Raw genomic sequence first — 19,423 nt, forward strand, 5'->3', positions numbered from 1 at the left:
TAGTATAATTTATCTTTTACTCTCGAAAAACGATTTCATAAGGTTAGCGCATTCTTCTTCAAGAACACCAAATGTTATTTTTGTTTTAGGGTGTATTTGTCCCCCAATAGCACGATACCCTCTTTTAGAGTCTTCAGCACCACAAACGATATTGCTTATTTGGCTCCAATAAAGAGCTCCAGCACACATCTGACATGGTTCTAAAGTAACGAATAAAGTGCAGTTTTTCAAATATTTAGCGTTTAAATAATTAGCAGCAGAAGAGATTGCTTGTATTTCTGCGTGTGCAGTTACATCATGTAGTAGTTCTGTTAGATTATGACTTTTTGCAATAATTTGATTATTGGCTACTACTATTGCTCCTACAGGTATTTCACCTTTTTCATATGCTAATTTAGCTTCATTTAAAGCTATTCGCATAAAATATTCATCTGTAAAAAATGTACTCATTTCGTGTGTTAACATAATTGGAAAGTCAAAAATAGAAACAAAATCGTAAATTTGTTTTTATTTATCTTTATAATGATCAAAAAGTTACTACCGCAAATAAATAACCCGCAAGATTTGAAAAAGCTATCTATAGATGAGCTTATGCAATTAGCGGTTGAACTTAGAAGTTTTATAATTGATATTGTTTCTACAAAAGAAGGACATTTAGGGGCAAGTTTAGGAGTTGTTGAATTGACAATTGCCTTGCATTATGTGTTCAATACGCCTGACGATCTTATGGTTTGGGATGTTGGACATCAAGCCTATGGTCATAAAATTCTTACAGGAAGGCAAAGCGTTTTTCATACAAATAGACAAAAAAACGGTATAAGTGGTTTTCCAAAAAGAGGAGAAAGTGAATACGACGACTTTGGCGTAGGGCATTCTTCTACCGCAATTTCAGCAATTTTAGGAATGGCATTAGCTTCTAACTTAAAAGGTGATTGTGAAAAACAACATATCGCTATAGTTGGTGATGCTTCAATTGCATCAGGTATGGCCTTTGAAGGATTGAATCACGCAGGGGCTACTGATGCTAATATGCTTGTAATTCTAAATGATAATGCTATCGGAATTGATCCAAGTGTTGGTGCTCTAAAAGATTATTTAACTTCTGTAAAGTCTGGTACCAATCCTCGAGAGAATAATATGATTAAATCTTTGAATTTTGATTATAAAGGACCTATAGATGGACACGATTTACCTCGTCTTGTAAAAGAGTTAAAACGATTACAAAAAGTAAAGGGACCTAAGTTTTTACACGTTATAACAACGAAAGGTAAAGGGCTTAAACAAGCTGAGGAAGATCAGGTAAAATATCACGCTCCTGGAAAGTTTGATAAAGTTACTGGGGAATTGATAAAAAAAATAGAAGATGAGTTTCCTTCAAAGTTTCAAGATGTTTTTGGATTAACGCTTTTAGAGTTAGCAAGAGAGAATAAAAATATTATTGGTATTACTCCTGCAATGCCTACTGGTAGTTCATTAAAATATATGATGGACGAAATACCTGAAAGAGCAATAGATGTTGGAATTGCAGAACAACACGCAGTAACTTTAGCTGCAGGTATGGCTACGCAAGGACTTATACCTTATTGTGCAATTTATTCAACTTTTCTACAACGTGCGTATGATCAGGTTATTCACGATGTAGCACTACAAAATTTACCTGTTGTGTTTTGCTTAGATAGAGCAGGGTTAGTAGGAGAGGATGGGGCTACTCATCAAGGGGTATATGATATTGCATACTTAAATTGTATTCCGAATATGGTTATAGCAGCTCCTTTAAATGAGCTTGAGTTGAGAAACTTATTATATACAACACAATTGGGAATTAGTTCGCCTTGGGCAATTCGTTATCCAAGAGGGAAAGGATTTATCAATTATTCGTGGCAATTACCCTTTGAAAAAATTACGAATCAATTTGTCAAAAAGTTACAAAAAGGGAATAAATTTGCTTTTGTTACAACTGGTACAATTGGAAATAATGTTATAGAGGCTTGTAAGCAAACTAAAAGCGATGAATGGTCTCATTATCATTTTCTTTTTGTAAAGCCATTAAATGAACAAATGTTACATCAAATATGTCAAGAGTATTCAAGAATTGTCACTTTTGAAGATGGAACTACAATTGGTGGATTTGGAAGTAGTATTGCACAATTTGTTAGTTTTAATTATCCTGGTGTATCAGTAGATGTTAGGGGGGTAAAAGACTTGTTTGTGGAACAAGCAACTGTTCAACAGCAGCAACAGGAGTGTGGAATTGACGTTGAAAGTATTGTGAAAATTATTAATAATTAGGTTTTGGGAAAGTTTAATACGTGTTTATTTATAGCTGTTTTTTTAGGAGGATTTTTATCTTCTTACGGGCAGAATATACCTGTGCAAGAAACAGAAGCAAAGCGAGATATACAAAGTATAAAAAGCGATACGATTAGTTTACAAGAAAACCCTTTTAACCCGTTGATGGGTTTTTTACCAGCGAAGAATTATAATGAAAATATTATTTCTTATGGAAATAATGATGTTTATGGAGATGTTCCTTTCTTTAAACCAGAGATATTTGTAGAACGTGCTAAACCAAAAGTTAATCCTATTAAAGCAACGTTTAATCCTTTGATTAACCTTAATGTTTTACCTATAAACAATGAAATAGTTGGATATTGGGAGAAGAAAAATAAGTTAGGACTTGATTTTAATCAGATAGCTTTTGTTAATTGGAGTGCTGGAGGGGAGAACTCAATTGCCGGGCTTTTTAAAGGAGAATTTGGCCGTAAATATATAAAAGGGCGTTTGAGTTGGGATAATGTCCTAAATGTCCGTTATGGTGTAAATAAGCAATCTGATCGTGAACTTCGTAAGTCTGATGACGTATTAGAGTATAATTCTACATTTGGTTATAAATCCACAGCAATTTCAGATTGGTATTATGTGGCTAAACTGAATTTTAAATCACAATTTACAGACGGATACAATTATCCAAATACTGACGATCCTGTATCGAGATGGTTTGCTCCAGCTTATTTATTTGTTGGTTGGGGGGCGGAATACGTGACTCCAAAAACAGGTATGAAGTTTTATATTTCACCAGTTACGTATAAAGCAACTTTTGTGAATGATCAACGTTTAGCAGATCAGGGGGCATTTGGTGTTGAAAAAGCGGAGAAAGATGATTTAGGAAATATTATAAGAAGGGGAAAAAAGTATAAAGCTGAGATTGGTTTCCTTTTAAGTAATGAGTGGAAAAAAGAGATATTTAAAAATATTTTTATTGAACATAAGTTGACCTTCTACAGTGATTATGTTGATCATTTTGGAAACATTGATGTAAGTTGGGAGTTCAAGTTAGATTTGAAAGTGAATAATTATGTAAGAGCCAATGTTGGAGCTTATATGATTTACGATGATAATGTTAAGAATAAAGTTGAACGTGATGGTGTTCAAGTATTAGAAGGACCTAAGGTTCAGTTTAAACAGACTCTTGGAGTAGGTTTAGTATATTCATTTTAATTATTAGGTAATCAAATGAAAAAGTTAATCGTTTTTGTTTTATTCTTTGTTGGGAATATAGGGGTTAATGCTCAAGAAATGGAAAGTATTTCTCAGCATAATAATGATAGTATTCAACAAGCTGATTTAAAATATAGAGAAGACCAATTTTATTTTGGGATTACGCATACATTATTGCAAGATAAACCTGCTGGTTTTTCGCCAAATTCTGTTTCAATTGGTGTGAATGGGGGATTTTTACGCGATTTCCCTGTCAATAAGAAAAGAACAATGGCAATTGCTCCAGGTATAGGGTACTCTTATTTAAATCTAAGAGGAAACCTTGGTTTAACTACTGAACACGACCATATAATTCTTGATTCTTATAAAAAGAGTAGTGTTTCATTGCACGCAGTTGATTTTCCTGTTGAATTAAGATGGCGTACATCTACACCTTTTTCACATAAGTTTTGGAGGGTTCACTTAGGTTTTAAAGCAAGTTATGTTTTTGGTGATCGAAGTAAAACTACTACAGGAGAATACTCAACCACTATGAGAGGAGATGAGGATATTAATAAGTGGCTATACGGAGTGTATATGTCTGCAGGATTTAATACGTGGAATTTTTATATGTATTATGGATTGAATAATGTTTATAAAAACAATGTTATCCAGGATGATAAAAACAAGCTGCGTTTACTTAATGTAGGGGTGATGTTTTACATTTTGTAAGTTAGTGAAAAGAAAAATAGTTGTGGAATTACTCCTATCAAAAAGCCTAATATTATTTCTGTCGACGTATGTGCTTTAAAGTATAAGCGTGATGTCGCTGTAAATCCAATTATAAATATTAAGGCTATAATTCCTATTAAGTTTACGTTTTGATGTTCAATTAATTGTGTAATAAAGAACAGTAAACAACTTCTTAAAAGTGCTATATGGGCACTGCATTTAAGTCTAAAAAAAATGAAAATTAATAAAGCGATATAGCTATAAATTAATCCCCATATATAAAAATTTATCGCATAAGCGCTATTGTTGTAAAGAACATAATACTTTAGGGTTATAAGTAGAAAAATATTTATAACATAAGGTATTATTCTTTCACTTGGCTTACTTACCATTACAGAAGATTTGATTACTCCCAATGATTTTAGTAAAAAGTAAATGCTAATTGGAATTAAGCAAGTTAAAATAAGTACTTGTCCAAGTATTATTGAAATCTCGAGTTTTGAAAAATAGAAGTAAGTAATACTAAAGTATAAGAGTACCGTATAAAAAGGAACAAATATCGGATGAAATATATATGAAAAAAGAGATAATAATTTTTTCATTTGACGATAGTATAAAATTAAATACGCTTGCGCATTCTTGCTACAGGAATGTCAAGTTGTTCTCTATATTTTGCAACTGTTCTTCTTGCAATTGGATATCCTTTCTCTTTTAATAACTCTGCTAATTTATCATCTGGATAAGGTTTCTTTTTATCCTCATCTTTAATGATATTTTGGAGTATTTTTTTAATTTCAATAGTAGATACCTCTTCTCCTTGATCATTAATCATAGCTTCTGAAAAGAAGTTTTTAATCAGTTTTGTACCATAAGGTGTATCTACATATTTACTGTTAGCAACACGTGAAACAGTTGAAATATCTAAACCAACTAAATCTGCAATGTCTTTTAAAATCATTGGTTTTAGTTTTGTTTCATCTCCTGTAAGAAAGTATTCTTCTTGGTATTCAAGAATGGCACTCATAGTAACTATTAAAGTCTCTTGTCGTTGTTTAATAGCGTCAATAAACCATTTAGCACCATCTAATTTTTGTTTTATGAATTGTACTGCGTCTTTTTGAGCACTGCTAATTTTAGCTGAGTCTTTATACGATTGTAACATTTCTTGGTAATCTTTAGAAACGTGTAGTTCGGGTGCATTTCTTCCATTTAAAAGTAATTCAAGCTCTCCTTCATTAATTTTAATTGTGAAATCTGGCACTACATGTTCGACTGCTCGATCATTACCTATATACGCTCCTCCTGGCTTAGGATTTAATTTTTCAATTTCATCGATTGCATTTCTTAATTGCTCTTTTGTAGCATTGTATTTTTGCAATAGTTTATCGTAATGCTTTTTAGTAAAAGCATCAAATTGATTTTCGATAATATCTTTTGCTAAATCGATAGATTCAGTAGGTGTTTTGTGTTTTAATTGAAGTAATAAACACTCTTTTAGATCACGCGCACCAACTCCTGCTGGGTCAAGTTCTTGAACTAATAGTAATATTCTTTCCACTGTTTCTTCGTCTGTGTAAACACCTTGTGTAAAGGCTAAGTCATCAACGATGTCTTGTGTTTCACGACGGATATATCCCATATCGTCAATACTCCCTACAAGGAATTCTGCGATTACTCTATCTGAATCTGAAAGAATAAAAGTGTTTAATTGGTTTAGTAAGTCTTGGTGAAAACTTTCGTGAGCAATAATTGGTGCTTCATAATCTTCATCGTCTTTACTGTAGTTATTTGCTTGAAGTTTATAATCGGGAGTTTCATCATTACTTAAATATTCATCGATATTGATATCTTCGGCCTCAATGCGCTCACTATCATAATCTTCAAAATCTTCTGTATAATCTTCAACTTCTGCTAATTCATTTTCTTTTCCTACTTCAAGTGCTGGATTTTCTATAAGTTCTTCTTTAAGTCTTTGTTCGAATGCTAACGTAGGTAACTGAATTAACTTCATCAACTGAATTTGTTGAGGAGATAATTTTTGTGATAATTTAAGTTGTAAACTTTGTTTTAGCATTTTTAAGAAATTTAATAGAAATAAAAAATGTTTACTCTAAACACCTCTTTTCCAAATTTAAGAAAAAAATGCGATTAAAGTAAACATTTTTGTATGTTGTTAAATAAATTAGAACTCAGCGTTTTGCGGTGTTCTTGGGAAAGGAATTACATCTCTAATGTTTGTCATTCCTGTCATAAATAACACTAAACGTTCGAATCCAAGACCAAAACCACTGTGAGGTGCAGTTCCAAATTTACGTGTATCTAAGTACCACCATAATTCTTTTGCATCAATTCCCATTTTGGCAATTTTGTCCATTAATACGTCGTAACGTTCTTCTCTTTCAGAACCACCTACAATTTCTCCAATTCCAGGGAAAAGAATGTCCATTGCACGAACAGTTTTTCCATCTTCGTTCATTCTCATATAGAATGCTTTGATATCTGCTGGATAATCAAATAAGATTACTGGGCATTTGAAGTGTTTTTCAACTAAGTAACGTTCGTGCTCACTTTGTAAGTCAGCTCCCCATTCGTTAATGATATAGTTGAATTTTTTGTTTTTATTCGGCTTACAGTTTCTTAAAATGTCAATTGCTTCTGTATAGCTAACGCGTTTGAAGTTGTTTTCAACTACAAAACGTAATTTTTCAATTAATGACATTTCACTACGCTCAGCTTGTGGTTTAGATTTCTCTTCCTCTAATAAGCGTTTTTCTAAGAATTTTAAGTCGTCTTCACATTTTTCTAAAGTGTACTTGATAACATTTTTAATGAAGTCTTCTGCAAGATCCATATTGTCATCTAATGTATTGAAGGCTACTTCTGGCTCAATCATCCAAAATTCAGCAAGGTGTCTTGATGTATTTGAATTTTCAGCACGGAAAGTTGGTCCAAATGTATATACAGAACCTAATGCCATTGCATAAGTTTCAGCTTCTAATTGTCCAGATACTGTTAGGTTTGTTGTTTTTCCAAAGAAATCTTCTTTACTGTCAACTTCTCCTTGTTCTGTACGAGGAAGATTGTTTAAATCTAATGAAGTTACGCGAAACATTTCTCCTGCTCCTTCAGCATCAGAACCTGTGATAATAGGTGCATTGAAATAGAAGAAACCATTCTCTTGGAAGTATTTATGTACAGCATATGCAATAGTACTACGTACACGCATAATAGCACCAAACATATTCGTTCTAATTCTTAAGTGAGCATTTTCACGTAAAAATTCTAAAGAGTGTTTTTTAGGTTGAATTGGATATTCTTCAGGATTTGCCTCTCCGTAGATTTTAAGTTTTTCAACTTGAATTTCTACGTTTTGTCCTGCTCCTCTACTTTCTACAAGTGTACCTCTAACTGAGATTGCTGCTCCTGTGTGAATTCTTTTTAATTGTTCTGCAGGAAACTTATCTAAATCAACAACACATTGAATATTGTTAATAGTGGATCCATCATTTAACGCTATAAACTGGCTGTTTCTAAACGTTTTTACCCATCCCTTTGCTTTTACTTCGTGTAGAAGACCTTTACCACCTAAAAGATCGATAATTTTCGTATGTTTCATCGTGATTTATATTTTTAGTAATCAGTGTCTTGATTTGGATATTATAAAATACCTGCAAATTTAGTAAAATATTGTCTATTATGGAATAGTGAATTTTGTAATTCAGGCGATATTGGGGTCAAAATAGAGGGAATAGCGAAAGATTTAAATAGAATTGAGTAAAAGTTACTTAGATATTGTACTTATTTAAAAAAGTGCTTTGTTATTGTCCTTTGTTTATATAGAAATGGTAGGCCTTAAATTTAAACAAAGTAAGTCGAGGGATATAAATAAAAGGCTAACATTTTTCAGATGTTAGCCTTTTTTGGATTTATTATTTTTTTGCGTTTAATCTTTCCTCTGCCTTTTTCATAGCTGCTTGTTGGGAAGTTAATCCGTGCTGTTTTGCATAGTTTAATACTTCTAATGTTGTATTGTAAATGTTTTCGGTTCTTCTTAGAGCTTCATTTAAATCGTATTTAACTATCTCACCAAATACATTTATAATTCCTCCTGCGTTAATTAAAAAGTCTGGAGCGTAAACAATACCTCTTTCTTGTAACCTTTTTCCGTGTATTGCTTCTACGGCTAATTGATTGTTAGCAGCACCAGCAATTACTTTGGCTTTTATTTTTTCTATAGTATCGTCATTGATGGTTGCACCAAGTGCACAAGGTGAATAAATGTCTACGTCTGCACTGTAGATATCGTCACCAGTGAATTGTTGTACATTATATTTTTCTGCTATCTGAGTTACGCGTTCTTGATTGATATCTGTAATTTGTACTAATGCTCCGTGTTCAACAAGATGTTTTACTAAAGTTTCTCCTACATTTCCTATACCTTGAACAAGTACTTTTTTACCGTTTAAATTATCTGTACCAAATTGAAATTGTGCTGCAGCTTTTAATCCCATAAAAACACCATAAGCTGTCACAGGAGAAGGGTTACCTGATCCTCCAAGGCTTTGTGAAATACCAGTCACGTGTGGGGTAATACTGTGAATTAAATCCATATCGTCTGTAGTAGTACCTACATCTTCTGCTGTAATGTATCTTCCACCTAAGGAGTTTACATAATTAGCAAATGCTTTAATTAATTCTGGACTTTTATCTTTTTTAGAATCTCCAATTATAACAGCTTTTCCTCCACCTAAATCAAGCCCTGAAATAGCAGACTTATAAGTCATTCCTCTTGAGAGCCTTAAAACATCATTTAAAGCTTCCCATTCAGAAGTATAATTCCACATTCTGGTTCCTCCAAGTGCTGGTCCAAGGGTTGTATTGTGAATTCCAATAATTGCTTTTAATCCTGAATCTTTGTCGTGACAAAAAACAATTTGTTCGTGATTGTCAAATGAAAGTTGTCCAAAAACGGGGGCTATTTTTTGAAGTTCTTCAGGGGAGTAAATTTTTGTCGTCATAATTATAGCTTTTTTTGTTACTAAATAACCGTATTTAATTTAACGGTATGATTATAAAGATAATGAAAAACTATTGATTATGAGTGTGATAAGTTTGTTGTAAGAATGTTAAAGCGTAAAGAAAGCAGATAAGATGATATTGAATATATTATAAAAAAAAATCCGCATACTTGCGGATTTTTTTTAAACTGTCATGATTTCTACTTCTTTAGCAGATAGAATATCTTCTATCTTCTTAACGAAGTTATCAGTTAATTTTTGAATTCTTTCTTCAGCACCTTTACAGATGTCTTCAGAAGTTCCATTTTTTTCTTCTTTTTTGATGTCGTTATTAGCGTCTTTACGAGCATTTCTAATACCGATTTTTGCATCTTCACATTCAGATTTTGCTTGTTTAGCCAAATCTTTACGTCTTTCTTCCGTTAATGCAGGAACGTTAATGATAATATTATCACCATTATTCATTGGGTTCAATCCTAAATTAGCAATCATAATTGCTTTTTCAATAGGTTGTAACATATTTTTTTCCCAAGGAGTAATTGAAAGTGTTCTGGCATCAGGAGTACTAACATTTGCTACTTGAGAAAGAGGAGTTTGTGATCCATAGTAATCAACAAAAACAGATCCCAACATTTGTGGTGAAGCTTTTCCAGCACGAATGTTTAAAAGAGATTTTTCTAAGTGAGCAACAGTATTATCCATTGACTCTTTTGCAGACGCAATAATTAGTTCTAATTCTTCAGTCATAATATAAAATTACTTAATGTTTACAGATACAGTAGTTCCTACTGAATCATCTCCTTTGCAAACTTTTAATAAATTATCTTGTTTGTTCATATCAAATACAACAATTGGTAGTTCATTTTCTCTACTCAATGTAAATGCTGTTGTATCCATAACGTTTAATCCTTTTGTTAATACATCTGAGAAAGTAATTTCTTCAAATTTAATTGCTGTAGGATCTTTTTCTGGGTCTGCAGTATAAACTCCATCAACTCGTGTTCCTTTTAAAATAACATCGGCATTGATTTCTACACCTCTTAAAACTGCAGCTGTATCAGTAGTAAAATAAGGATTTCCTGTTCCAGCTCCAAAAATAACAATTCTACCTTTTTCTAAGTGACGAACTGCTCTTCTTTTGATATAAGGTTCTGCTACTGCTTCAATTTTTAAAGCTGTTTGCAGTCTTGTTAACATTCCTGCTGCTTCTAAAGCACCTTGTAATGCCATACCATTGATAATTGTAGCAAGCATTCCCATGTAATCACCTTGCACTCTGTCCATTCCGACATTTGCTCCAGCAACACCTCTAAAAATATTCCCTCCACCAATTACAATTGCAATTTCAACACCTAAATCGTGAACTTTTTTTACTTCAGCAGCATATTCTGCTAATTTTTTAGGATCAATACCATACTGTTGATCTCCCATTAATGCTTCTCCACTTAATTTTAGTAGAATTCTTTTGTACTTCATTGAAAGATAATTTTTTAAAGTTTTGCAAATATAAAGATTATATACTTCTATAAAATAGCTTTTTTGAAAATATCTGAATTCTTCTCAAATGATTTTTTAGCTTCTTGATAACCAATAGCAAACATCTCATCCATTTTCTTCTTATTTCTTTCAAATGTGGAATATAATGTTAACTCTTCGGGTTCTATTAAGACATCACAAATACGCCCGTGTACAATATTGCTCATTGCTGTCATTAAATCGTAAGCCCTGAAGGTTATTGAACGGATGGTAGTTAAGTCAGATTGAGGAACGGTTTGTATAGGACATACGTTGCTGCCTATCACAAAATCACATTGGTCTTTTAAAACTTTAGTTGGAAAGTTGTTTAAAATACCGCCATCACTATATAAATTATCGCCAATTAAGTAAGGTGAAAATACTCCAGGAAATGCACTTGAAGCTAATACAGCATCTACAATTCTTGTATTGGGTTCAAAGAAATGGATTTTCCCAGTAGCTATATTGGTAGCATTAATATAAACTGGAATATTTAAATCTTGTAATGTTTTGTCTTCAAAAGCCTTTTTGATGTATTTGTCAAAAGTATTCACATCCATTATACCAGCTTTTTTTAAGGTAAAATGTTGCCAGTTAAAAATGTTGACAGACTTGAATAAATGTAATATTTCTTCTGGATTAATACCAGAGGCGTATAGGGTTGCTACAATTGATCCAGCACTCGTTCCAGAGATTGCAGTTGGTGTAATGTTTTTTTCTTTTAAATACTGTAATACCCCTGCATGAGCAATTCCTTTAAATCCTCCTCCTGATAAAGATAAGCCTATAGATTTTGTATTCATCGTGTAAATGGTATTTTGGTTTTAAAATAGTATCTTTGATAGAAACGAACAATAAATTTACATAAAATGGGACATATCGAACAAAAAACGTTAGATAATAGTTTAACTTATTCTGCTTTTCGTGAGTTTGTAACTAATGCATTACAAAATGATAAGGCTGCGTTAAATATAAAAGATGATTATATGGCTTACGCTGAGTTGAATGAGGCAAGGTTACATCGATTAGATAAAACATTAAAGGTTTCAGAGGAAGCGACAACGAGTCTGAAAAATTTAACTAAAAAGTATATTTGGATTGTAATTTCTGAAAGCTGGTGTGGTGATGCTGCTCAGTCTGTACCAATGTTAAATAAAATGGCGGAAGTAACAGATAAAGTAGAAATGAAGATTGTTTTCCGAGATCAGAACTTAGAATTAATGGATCAGTTTTTAACCAATGGAGGAAGATCAATTCCTAAATTAGTTATCGTTGAAGCTGATACATTAAAAGTTTTAGGTGATTGGGGACCACGTCCAGCAGGTGCTACAAAATTGGTTGCTGATTACAAAGCAGAGCACGGTAGCTTTGATCAAACAGGGGCTGTAGAGCTTCAAAAATGGTACACAAAGAACAAAGGACAAGAGGTTCAAAACGAAGTAGTTGAATTAATGTTGTCTCTTGATAAATAATATTTTAAAAAATCACTATTGTACGATTGCTCCTACAATAGTGATTTTTTTTGATAAAGATAATCCTGCTGGGTTACAGCCTAATAAGTTTTCTGGGACTTCTTGTCCAAGTTTTTCAAAATAACTTAACCATTCTGGGAAAAACTCTCCTGTTGTTTTTGATTTATAAGTCATCGGATAAAGTTTAAAAAACTCTTTATCTTCATTAGCATATTTAAATGCGTCATAGATTAATTCAGAACAATAATATTTCTCATTATCCATTAAATAATTAACGTCATAAGGAATACCTACCTGTTTGATTGCAAAATTTTTAGCTTCTGTTATAAGGTCTGTGTATTCTGGTAATAGTCTTCCTAAATACATTGTGTTAGGTGTTTTTGATAAGAAGTCTTCCAAAGGTGTGATGGCTACTTTAGGCCAAGTTGCCTCTATGACCTGTAATTTATTATCGTAATTAATAACCATACCTATGTGATTAAAGTTAATGTCATTATAACCAAAAGTAACTTCATTAATGGCTTCACATAGAGGTCCGCAATTTATATTTTGAAAAATAAAATCACCTTCTTTAAAAGTAGTTTTCTGTGCCCAAACACAATTAGAAATTAGTAGGATTAATACTATTATTTTTTTCATAATAAATATTTTGTTGTTGACGAAGATAGGGGTAACAGTATTTATAGTCAAGTAATTTCTAATGGAATAATGAAGAGTTTACTCAAAATATATGGGAGTTCGCTTTTTATTTTGTTTTTTTCCTATTTATTATACTTAGTTTAGTCAAATAAAATAAAAACAAGGAAAAACTTGATATGGAAAACAAAGTATTTCAGCTATTTAGATGTTTTTTGTGTATCTGTATGGTTTTTTTAGTGAGTTGTAAAGAACATTCTGATACAGAGAAGGGAGAGGTTTCTTTGACGGAACAAGGGCAGACACCTAATGGTGTTGATAAAGATATAGTTAAAGAAAGAAAAATTTATACGGTAGAAGGTGTAGATAACGAAGGGAATACCTATAGAGGTAAAATAGCATTAAAAGGAGATGTTGGAGCAGGTAGAATATGTAGCGATAATACAAAAGAAATTTATATAGATGTAAAACGCTCTTTAGAAGGTGGAGTTGAAGGAGTAGATAATAATGGAAATGTTTATCAATTATTATTTATGAGTAAAGAAGAGTAGGTAATAGAAAGCTAAAAAGGCTATTTCTCATTGAGAAATAGCCTTTTTTATTATTGGTTTTGTTCGATAGAATTCTTTTCAGCTTCTGCTTCAAATTCTTCTAAACTAACAGAATTAACGATGTCGTAATCTCCAATTTTTGTTCTTCTTAACGCAGTTAAGTGTGCTCCTGAATTTAGTTTTAAACCAAAATCATAAGCAAGGGAACGAATATATGTTCCTTTAGAACAAACTACTCTAAAATCAATATTAGGTAGTGTTTGACCAGTAAGTTCAAAGTCTTCAATAGTGATTGGTCTTGTTGGAATCTCTACTTCTTCCCCTTTTCTTGCGTGTTCATAAAGCCTTTTACCATCTTTTTTCAAAGCAGAAAAAATAGGAGGTCTTTGCTGTATTTCACCTAAAAAAGATACCCTTGCTTCTTCTAAAAGTTCGGGCGTAATATGCTCCGTTGGATAGTGTTTGTCTATTTCTGTTTCAAGGTCATAAGAAGGTGTTGTTCCTCCAAGAGTAATTGTACCTGTATATTCTTTAATCTGTCCTTGTAATTCAGATATTTGCTTAGTAGCTTTTCCTGTACAAACAATCAATAAGCCTGTTGCTAAAGGATCTAACGTACCAGCGTGACCTACTTTTATCTTTTTTAATCCATAGTTCTTTTTAAGCAACCATTTTATTTTGTTAACTGCTTGAAAAGAAGACCAATTTAATGGTTTGTCTACCAATAAAATTTGTCCGTTTTGAAATGCTTCTGCGGTATAGTTTATCATTATTGTTTTAAATAACCAAAATAGATTAATAAAATAACTCCTGCTACAATACGGTAGTATCCCCAAGGTTTAAAACCATATTTTTTAATAATTCCAATGAAGAATTTAATAGCAAATATAGAAACAACAAAAGCGATTACATTTCCAAGTAAAAACAATTTCATATTGTCTGGATGTTCTAATAATAACTCATATCCGATTTTACCAGATTCGTATTTTTTTAGAGCAATTGAATAAACTGTAACAGCAAGCATTGTTGGTACTGCTAAAAAGAAAGAAAACTCTGCGGCAACTTGACGAGAAAGTCCTTGTTGCATTCCTCCAATGATAGAAGCAGCCGATCTACTTGTTCCTGGCATCATCGCTAAACATTGCCAAAAACCAATCGCAATAGCTTGTTTTATAGTAATATCCTCTTCTTTAACTGTTTTAGGGTTTTTGAAATATTTGTCAATAAATAACAAGACAAATCCTCCAAAGATTAGCATATATGCAATGTAAATAGTCTCCCCTAAAACTGCGTCAATTTTTTCATCTAATAGCTTTCCTAAAACAAGTGCAGGAATTACAGCACACACTAATTTTACATAGAAATTAAGTTTAGTGAAATCAAAAAACTTCTTCCAGTACAATGCGACTACGGCAAGAATTGCTCCGAATTGGATAGCTGTTTGAAATAGTTTAACGAAATCGTCATTTTGTATTTCGTAATAAGAACTTACGAAAATCATATGAGCTGTTGAAGAAACTGGTAAGTATTCTGTTAACCCCTCTACAATTGCAAGGAGAATGGCTTGTAATAAATCCATTTAAAGTTATTATAATTATTTGTTTTCTTTTTTGAAAATTGAGTAAACAGCAAGTCCAATTCCTATGAAAAAAACGGTTGGAGCAAGGTGAATACGTCTAAAGCTGTAGATGTCTTCATTAAATTGAGTAGGGTCATCATTTGCTGCACCTGCCATCAATACAAAACTCAAAGCAATTACTATTAAGCTAATAATTAGCATAGTATAGTTCTTTTTAGAAAAAAGGGCAATGTTATTATTTTGATCTTTCATAATTAATAAAGTTCATCTGATTTAAGATTCAAGAATCTTTGTGTTGCAAAAAATGTACTAATACTTGTGATAATAGTACCTAAAATAAGAATACCAAGTCCTACAACTACAAGAGGAATATAATCTTCAGTAGGGTTAATATTTAAATCCGGGAATTTATTGTCAACATAAAATGTTAGTCCTACAATAGCTCCAATAGCTAATATAGAACCTATGAAACCAAGTTTCATACTATGCCAAATAAAAGGTCTTCTGATGAAGCGTTTTGTTGCTCCAACCATTTGCATAGTTTTGATAGTAAATCTACTTGAAAAAATTAATAATCTCAGCGAGCTGTTTATTAATAACATTGAGATAATAGTTAATATTCCAGCAGCAATTAAAACCCAATTAGTGATTTTTTTGATATTGTCATTTACAAGATCGACCAATTGTTTGTCATAAGTAATATCACTTACAGATTTAGTAGTCTGTAATTCTTTGATTATGTTTTCTATACTGTCTTTTACAACGTAATCACCTTTTAGGTGTAAGTCGAAAGAATCTTGTAAAGGGTTGAATCCTAAGAATTCAACAAAGTCTTCACCAAGAGTTTCTTTGTGACTAATAGCTGCTTCTTCTTTAGAAACAAAGGTGTAATCTTTTACATATTCCACTGTAGAAAGTTTGTTGTCAAACTTATCTAAGTCAGCTTTAGCTGTATTTGACTCAAAAAATATTGTCATAGGAATGTTTTCTCTAAAATTATCGGAGATTTTTTTAGAGTTAATTACGAATAAACTTAGGCTCCCTAATAAAAAGAGAACCAAGAAAATACTGAGAATGACTGAAAAATAAGACGAAAGTAATTTTCGTTTTTGGTATTTTTCGTACGAACTAGCCATAGATTAGAATTTAAGTGCGTAAAAATAGCAAACAAAAATGTTTTTATTAAGACAATAACGATTAAAGTTTTCTAATTGTTATAAATATAGTTTATTTTTGCGTGAATTGACGTGGTTTTTCGTATAATCGGAGCACTAAATGAGATTGTTGAATAGAATATATATTTAAATAGTATGAAATATAATCCAAACGAAATTGAAGCTAAGTGGCAAAAAATTTGGAGAGAAAATCAAACTTTCAAAACTGAAAATGAATCAGACAAGCCGAAGTATTATGTGTTAGATATGTTTCCTTATCCATCTGGAGCAGGACTACACGTAGGACACCCTCTTGGGTATATAGCATCGGATATTTTTGCTCGTTACAAACGTCATAAAGGGTTTAATGTATTACACCCACAAGGTTATGATAGTTTTGGTTTACCTGCAGAGCAATATGCTATTCAAACTGGACAACATCCTGCAGTGACAACAGAAGTTAACATTGCTCGTTATAGAGAACAGCTTGATAAAATTGGTTTTTCTTTTGATTGGAGTCGTGAAGTACGTACATCAAATGCTGATTATTACAAGCATACACAATGGATTTTTATCCAATTGTTTAACTCTTGGTACAATAAAGCTACAGATAAAGCTGAGGCTATTGCGTCTTTGGTTGCTATTTTTGAGAAAGAAGGTAATGCAAATGTAGAGGCAGTATGTGCAGATAATATTACTGCGTTTTCAGCTGAAGAGTGGAACGCATTTTCTGCAGATGAAAAAGAAACTGTGCTTTTACAATATAGATTAACGTATTTAGCAGAAACAGAAGTAAACTGGTGTCCAGCTTTAGGTACTGTTTTAGCTAATGACGAAATAAAAGATGGTTTATCTGAACGTGGTGGACATCCTGTAGTACGTAAGAAAATGAAGCAGTGGAGTATGCGTATTTCTGCTTATGCTGAACGTTTATTGCAAGGATTAGACACGTTGGATTGGACTGAGAGTATTAAAGAAAGTCAACGTAATTGGATTGGTAAATCTGTTGGAGCTTCAATTACTTTTAACTTAAAGGAAGGAGAAGATACAATAGAGGTGTTTACAACTCGTCCTGACACTGTATTTGGTGTAAGTTTTATGACTTTAGCGCCAGAGCACGATTTAGTGATGAAAATTACTACAGCAGAGCAAAAAGCACAAGTTGAGGCATATGTTGAAGCAACTTCAAAACGAAGTGAGCGCGATCGTATGGCTGATGTTAAGACAATTTCTGGTGTGTTTACAGGGGCGTATGCAGAACATCCTTTTACAAAAGAACCAATTGAAATTTGGATTGGTGATTACGTATTAGCTGGTTATGGTACAGGTGCTGTTATGGCTGTTCCTGCTGGAGATAGTCGTGATTATGCTTTTGCAAAACACTTCAATATTCCAATTAAAAATATATTTAATCAAGACATTTCTGAAGAAGCATTTGCTGAAAAAGAAGGATTTGTACTTGAAAACTCTGATTTCTTAAATGGATTAGGGTATAAAGAAGCAACTGCAAAAGCGATTGCTGCTTTAGAAGAATTAGGAAAAGGAGCTGGGAAAACGAATTACCGTTTACGCGATGCTGTTTTCTCTCGTCAACGTTATTGGGGAGAGCCATTCCCTGTTTACTATGTAAATGGATTGCCTAAGATGATTGACAATAAACATTTGCCAATCGTTTTACCTGAGGTTGAAAAGTATTTGCCAACAGAAGATGGTCAACCACCATTAGGAAATGCAAATGTTTGGGCTTGGGATACTGTAAATAATAAAGTAGTAGACAACTCTTTAATTGATGAGAAAACAATTTTCCCATTAGAATTAAATACAATGCCAGGTTGGGCTGGTTCTTCGTGGTATTGGATGCGTTATATGGATCCTTCAAATACAGAAGATATTGCATCAGCAGAAGCATTGAAATACTGGCAAAATGTTGACTTATATATTGGTGGTAGCGAACACGCAACAGGACACTTGTTGTATAGCCGTTTCTGGAATAAGTTCTTAAAAGATATTGGTGTTGCACCAACTGAAGAACCATTTAAGAAAATGATTAACCAAGGGATGATTTTAGGTACTTCTGCTTTTGTTTACCGCATTGATGGAACAAATACTTTTATCTCTAAGGATATGATTAAAGATGAGAAAGTTCAACAATTATACGCTTACGTAGGATTAGTTAACTCTTCATCTGAATTAGATACAGAAGGATTTAAACAATGGCGTCCAGACTATGCAAATGCTGAGTTTATTTTAAATGAAAACGGTAAATATATCGTTGGGCATGAGGTAGAAAAGATGTCTAAGTCGTACTATAATGTTGTAAATCCAGATGATATTTGTAACGAATATGGAGCAGATACATTGCGTTTGTATGAAATGTTCTTAGGACCATTAGAGCAAGCTAAACCTTGGAATACTGCTGGTATTTCTGGAGTTGCAGGATTCTTGAAAAAATTATGGAGATTATATGCAGATGACAATGGAGTAGTGATAGTAGATGAAGCACCAAGTGCAGATATGCTTAAATCATTACACAAAACAATTAAAAAGGTAACAGAAGATATTGAGAACTTCTCATTTAATACATCTGTTTCTCAGTTTATGATTTGTGTGAACGAATTGTCTCAACAAAAATGTCACCACAAAGCTATTCTTGAGCCATTAGCTGTTTTAGTAGCTCCTTATGCACCTCATATTGCAGAAGAGTTATGGTCAATGTTAGGAAATACAACTTCTGTTTCAGAAGCGGAGTTTCCAATATTTAAACCAGAATTTTTAGTTGAGAGTTCTAAAGAGTATCCAGTTTCATTTAACGGAAAAATGCGTTTCAAAATTGAATTGCCTTTAGACTTAACACAAGAGCAAATTCAAGAAGCTGTATTAGCAGACGAAAGAACTATTGCGCAATTAGGAGGAAGAGAACCTAAAAAGATTATTATTGTTCCTGGTAAGATTATCAATTTAGTAGGATAGTATCAGTCAACTATTATATCAGAAGAGCCCTTGGTAAAACACCAAGGGCTCTTTTTTTGCCTTTTTATTTTATACTCTTTGATCGTATAGGTGGAGTTATCTTGATCGATTAACTATTTTTTGTTAATGTTATTTTTGGTGTTTGTATATTTTATGTGTAGTGCTTCTACACTGCTTGTATATTTTTACATAGAAAGTATACAAGCACTATACATAGAGTATACATACACTATACAAATACTATTTAAATGATATGTAAAAAATTTGTCTCGTCCTACTATAGCTGTACAGCTATAGTTGATAATCCTGTTTTGTACTG

At 32.5% G+C, this 19,423-nt stretch carries 18 protein-coding genes; 6 read left to right on the forward strand and 12 right to left on the reverse strand.

Annotation, left to right across the window (positions count from 1 at the left end):
• Nucleotides 1-9 precede the first annotated feature (9 nt).
• The gene (locus AABL81_RS10660) at nt 10-450 is read right to left on the reverse strand and encodes a nucleoside deaminase (protein WP_341341017.1); all 441 of its coding nucleotides are present in this window, start codon (nt 448-450) and stop codon (nt 10-12) included.
• Between the two features lie 72 nt (nt 451-522).
• Here AABL81_RS10660 and AABL81_RS10665 point away from each other — a divergent pair, with 72 nt between their 5' ends.
• From AABL81_RS10665 to AABL81_RS10675, 3 genes are read left to right on the forward strand one after another with little or no spacing between them, the layout of a single operon-like run.
• Complete coding sequence (locus AABL81_RS10665) at nt 523-2,289, forward strand: 1-deoxy-D-xylulose-5-phosphate synthase (protein ID WP_341341018.1); 1,767 nt, start codon at nt 523-525, stop codon at nt 2,287-2,289.
• 3 nt (nt 2,290-2,292) lie between these two features.
• Nucleotides 2,293-3,498: a DUF3078 domain-containing protein gene (locus AABL81_RS10670; RefSeq protein WP_233269319.1), complete on the forward strand. Its 1,206-nt coding sequence runs from the start codon at nt 2,293-2,295 to the stop codon at nt 3,496-3,498.
• Nucleotides 3,499-3,513: 15 nt separating this feature from the next.
• A complete protein-coding gene (locus AABL81_RS10675) occupies nt 3,514-4,209 on the forward strand; it encodes a porin family protein (RefSeq protein WP_158210090.1) in 696 nt (231 codons plus the stop codon).
• A 619-nt stretch (nt 4,210-4,828) separates the two neighbouring features.
• Here the strand turns inward: AABL81_RS10675 and rpoN are convergent.
• From rpoN to AABL81_RS10705, 6 genes are all read right to left on the reverse strand, one after another.
• Nucleotides 4,829-6,283, reverse strand: coding sequence for an RNA polymerase factor sigma-54 (gene rpoN, locus AABL81_RS10680; RefSeq protein WP_158210091.1), 1,455 nt, complete (start codon nt 6,281-6,283; stop codon nt 4,829-4,831).
• Nucleotides 6,284-6,391: 108 nt separating this feature from the next.
• Nucleotides 6,392-7,825, reverse strand: a complete 1,434-nt coding sequence (gene asnS, locus AABL81_RS10685; RefSeq protein ID WP_158210092.1) for an asparagine--tRNA ligase — start codon at nt 7,823-7,825, stop codon at nt 6,392-6,394.
• A gap of 313 nt (nt 7,826-8,138) precedes the next feature.
• Entirely contained in the window at nt 8,139-9,227 is a 1,089-nt protein-coding gene (locus AABL81_RS10690) for a Glu/Leu/Phe/Val dehydrogenase dimerization domain-containing protein (RefSeq protein ID WP_158210093.1), read from the reverse strand.
• A 183-nt stretch (nt 9,228-9,410) separates the two neighbouring features.
• Nucleotides 9,411-9,974 carry a ribosome recycling factor gene (frr, locus tag AABL81_RS10695; RefSeq protein ID WP_158210094.1) on the reverse strand — a complete coding sequence of 188 codons (564 nt, stop codon included), beginning with the start codon at nt 9,972-9,974 and terminating at the stop codon, nt 9,411-9,413.
• 9 nt (nt 9,975-9,983) lie between these two features.
• A complete protein-coding gene (gene pyrH / locus AABL81_RS10700; protein WP_090405574.1) occupies nt 9,984-10,703 on the reverse strand; it encodes a UMP kinase in 720 nt (239 codons plus the stop codon).
• Nucleotides 10,704-10,750: 47 nt separating this feature from the next.
• On the reverse strand, nt 10,751-11,545 hold the full coding sequence (locus AABL81_RS10705; RefSeq protein WP_158210095.1) for a patatin-like phospholipase family protein: 795 nt from the start codon (nt 11,543-11,545) through the stop codon (nt 10,751-10,753).
• Nucleotides 11,546-11,611: 66 nt separating this feature from the next.
• On the opposite strand from AABL81_RS10705, the gene AABL81_RS10710 reads away from it, so the two are divergent.
• A complete protein-coding gene (locus AABL81_RS10710) occupies nt 11,612-12,214 on the forward strand; it encodes a thioredoxin family protein (protein ID WP_158210096.1) in 603 nt (200 codons plus the stop codon).
• Between the two features lie 15 nt (nt 12,215-12,229).
• Here the strand turns inward: AABL81_RS10710 and AABL81_RS10715 are convergent, their stop codons facing one another.
• The gene (locus tag AABL81_RS10715; RefSeq protein WP_158210097.1) at nt 12,230-12,853 is read right to left on the reverse strand and encodes a YiiX/YebB-like N1pC/P60 family cysteine hydrolase; all 624 of its coding nucleotides are present in this window, start codon (nt 12,851-12,853) and stop codon (nt 12,230-12,232) included.
• A gap of 176 nt (nt 12,854-13,029) precedes the next feature.
• Here AABL81_RS10715 and AABL81_RS10720 point away from each other — a divergent pair, with 176 nt between their 5' ends.
• Complete coding sequence (locus AABL81_RS10720) at nt 13,030-13,401, forward strand: hypothetical protein (RefSeq protein ID WP_341341019.1); 372 nt, start codon at nt 13,030-13,032, stop codon at nt 13,399-13,401.
• A gap of 50 nt (nt 13,402-13,451) precedes the next feature.
• On the opposite strand, the gene truB is transcribed toward AABL81_RS10720, so the two are convergent.
• From truB to AABL81_RS10740, 4 genes are read right to left on the reverse strand one after another with little or no spacing between them, the layout of a single operon-like run.
• Nucleotides 13,452-14,171, reverse strand: a complete 720-nt coding sequence (gene truB, locus AABL81_RS10725; RefSeq protein ID WP_158210099.1) for a tRNA pseudouridine(55) synthase TruB — start codon at nt 14,169-14,171, stop codon at nt 13,452-13,454.
• Complete coding sequence (locus tag AABL81_RS10730) at nt 14,171-14,980, reverse strand: undecaprenyl-diphosphate phosphatase (protein ID WP_158210100.1); 810 nt, start codon at nt 14,978-14,980, stop codon at nt 14,171-14,173. The genes truB and AABL81_RS10730 overlap by 1 nt, the downstream gene beginning before the upstream one ends.
• 15 nt (nt 14,981-14,995) lie before the next feature.
• Nucleotides 14,996-15,232, reverse strand: coding sequence for a DUF3098 domain-containing protein (locus AABL81_RS10735; protein WP_158210101.1), 237 nt, complete (start codon nt 15,230-15,232; stop codon nt 14,996-14,998).
• A 2-nt stretch (nt 15,233-15,234) separates the two neighbouring features.
• Nucleotides 15,235-16,116 (reverse strand): cell division protein FtsX, encoded by an 882-nt coding sequence (locus AABL81_RS10740; RefSeq protein WP_158210102.1) that lies wholly within the window; start codon nt 16,114-16,116, stop codon nt 15,235-15,237.
• Nucleotides 16,117-16,290: 174 nt separating this feature from the next.
• Between AABL81_RS10740 and leuS the strand changes: the two genes are divergently transcribed.
• Complete coding sequence (gene leuS, locus AABL81_RS10745) at nt 16,291-19,104, forward strand: leucine--tRNA ligase (RefSeq protein ID WP_341341020.1); 2,814 nt, start codon at nt 16,291-16,293, stop codon at nt 19,102-19,104.
• Nucleotides 19,105-19,423: the final 319 nt, after the last annotated feature.

Source organism: Myroides sp. C1519, from assembly GCF_038039755.1.
GTDB lineage: Bacteria > Bacteroidota > Bacteroidia > Flavobacteriales > Flavobacteriaceae > Flavobacterium > Flavobacterium phaeum_A.

What these genes read in the sequence shown, in the direction of transcription:
- AABL81_RS10660 (WP_341341017.1), bottom strand. Translation starts at nt 450, where the DNA reads ATGAGTACATTTTTTACAGATGAATATTTTATGCGAATAGCTTTAAAT.
- AABL81_RS10665 (WP_341341018.1), top strand. Translation starts at nt 523, where the DNA reads ATGATCAAAAAGTTACTACCGCAAATAAATAACCCGCAAGATTTGAAA.
- AABL81_RS10675 (WP_158210090.1), top strand. Translation starts at nt 3,514, where the DNA reads ATGAAAAAGTTAATCGTTTTTGTTTTATTCTTTGTTGGGAATATAGGG.
- rpoN (WP_158210091.1), bottom strand. Translation starts at nt 6,283, where the DNA reads ATGCTAAAACAAAGTTTACAACTTAAATTATCACAAAAATTATCTCCT.
- asnS (WP_158210092.1), bottom strand. Translation starts at nt 7,825, where the DNA reads ATGAAACATACGAAAATTATCGATCTTTTAGGTGGTAAAGGTCTTCTA.
- AABL81_RS10690 (WP_158210093.1), bottom strand. Translation starts at nt 9,227, where the DNA reads ATGACGACAAAAATTTACTCCCCTGAAGAACTTCAAAAAATAGCCCCC.
- frr (WP_158210094.1), bottom strand. Translation starts at nt 9,974, where the DNA reads ATGACTGAAGAATTAGAACTAATTATTGCGTCTGCAAAAGAGTCAATG.
- pyrH (WP_090405574.1), bottom strand. Translation starts at nt 10,703, where the DNA reads ATGAAGTACAAAAGAATTCTACTAAAATTAAGTGGAGAAGCATTAATG.
- AABL81_RS10705 (WP_158210095.1), bottom strand. Translation starts at nt 11,545, where the DNA reads ATGAATACAAAATCTATAGGCTTATCTTTATCAGGAGGAGGATTTAAA.
- AABL81_RS10710 (WP_158210096.1), top strand. Translation starts at nt 11,612, where the DNA reads ATGGGACATATCGAACAAAAAACGTTAGATAATAGTTTAACTTATTCT.
- AABL81_RS10715 (WP_158210097.1), bottom strand. Translation starts at nt 12,853, where the DNA reads ATGAAAAAAATAATAGTATTAATCCTACTAATTTCTAATTGTGTTTGG.
- AABL81_RS10720 (WP_341341019.1), top strand. Translation starts at nt 13,030, where the DNA reads ATGGAAAACAAAGTATTTCAGCTATTTAGATGTTTTTTGTGTATCTGT.
- truB (WP_158210099.1), bottom strand. Translation starts at nt 14,171, where the DNA reads ATGATAAACTATACCGCAGAAGCATTTCAAAACGGACAAATTTTATTG.
- AABL81_RS10730 (WP_158210100.1), bottom strand. Translation starts at nt 14,980, where the DNA reads ATGGATTTATTACAAGCCATTCTCCTTGCAATTGTAGAGGGGTTAACA.
- AABL81_RS10735 (WP_158210101.1), bottom strand. Translation starts at nt 15,232, where the DNA reads ATGAAAGATCAAAATAATAACATTGCCCTTTTTTCTAAAAAGAACTAT.
- AABL81_RS10740 (WP_158210102.1), bottom strand. Translation starts at nt 16,116, where the DNA reads ATGGCTAGTTCGTACGAAAAATACCAAAAACGAAAATTACTTTCGTCT.
- leuS (WP_341341020.1), top strand. Translation starts at nt 16,291, where the DNA reads ATGAAATATAATCCAAACGAAATTGAAGCTAAGTGGCAAAAAATTTGG.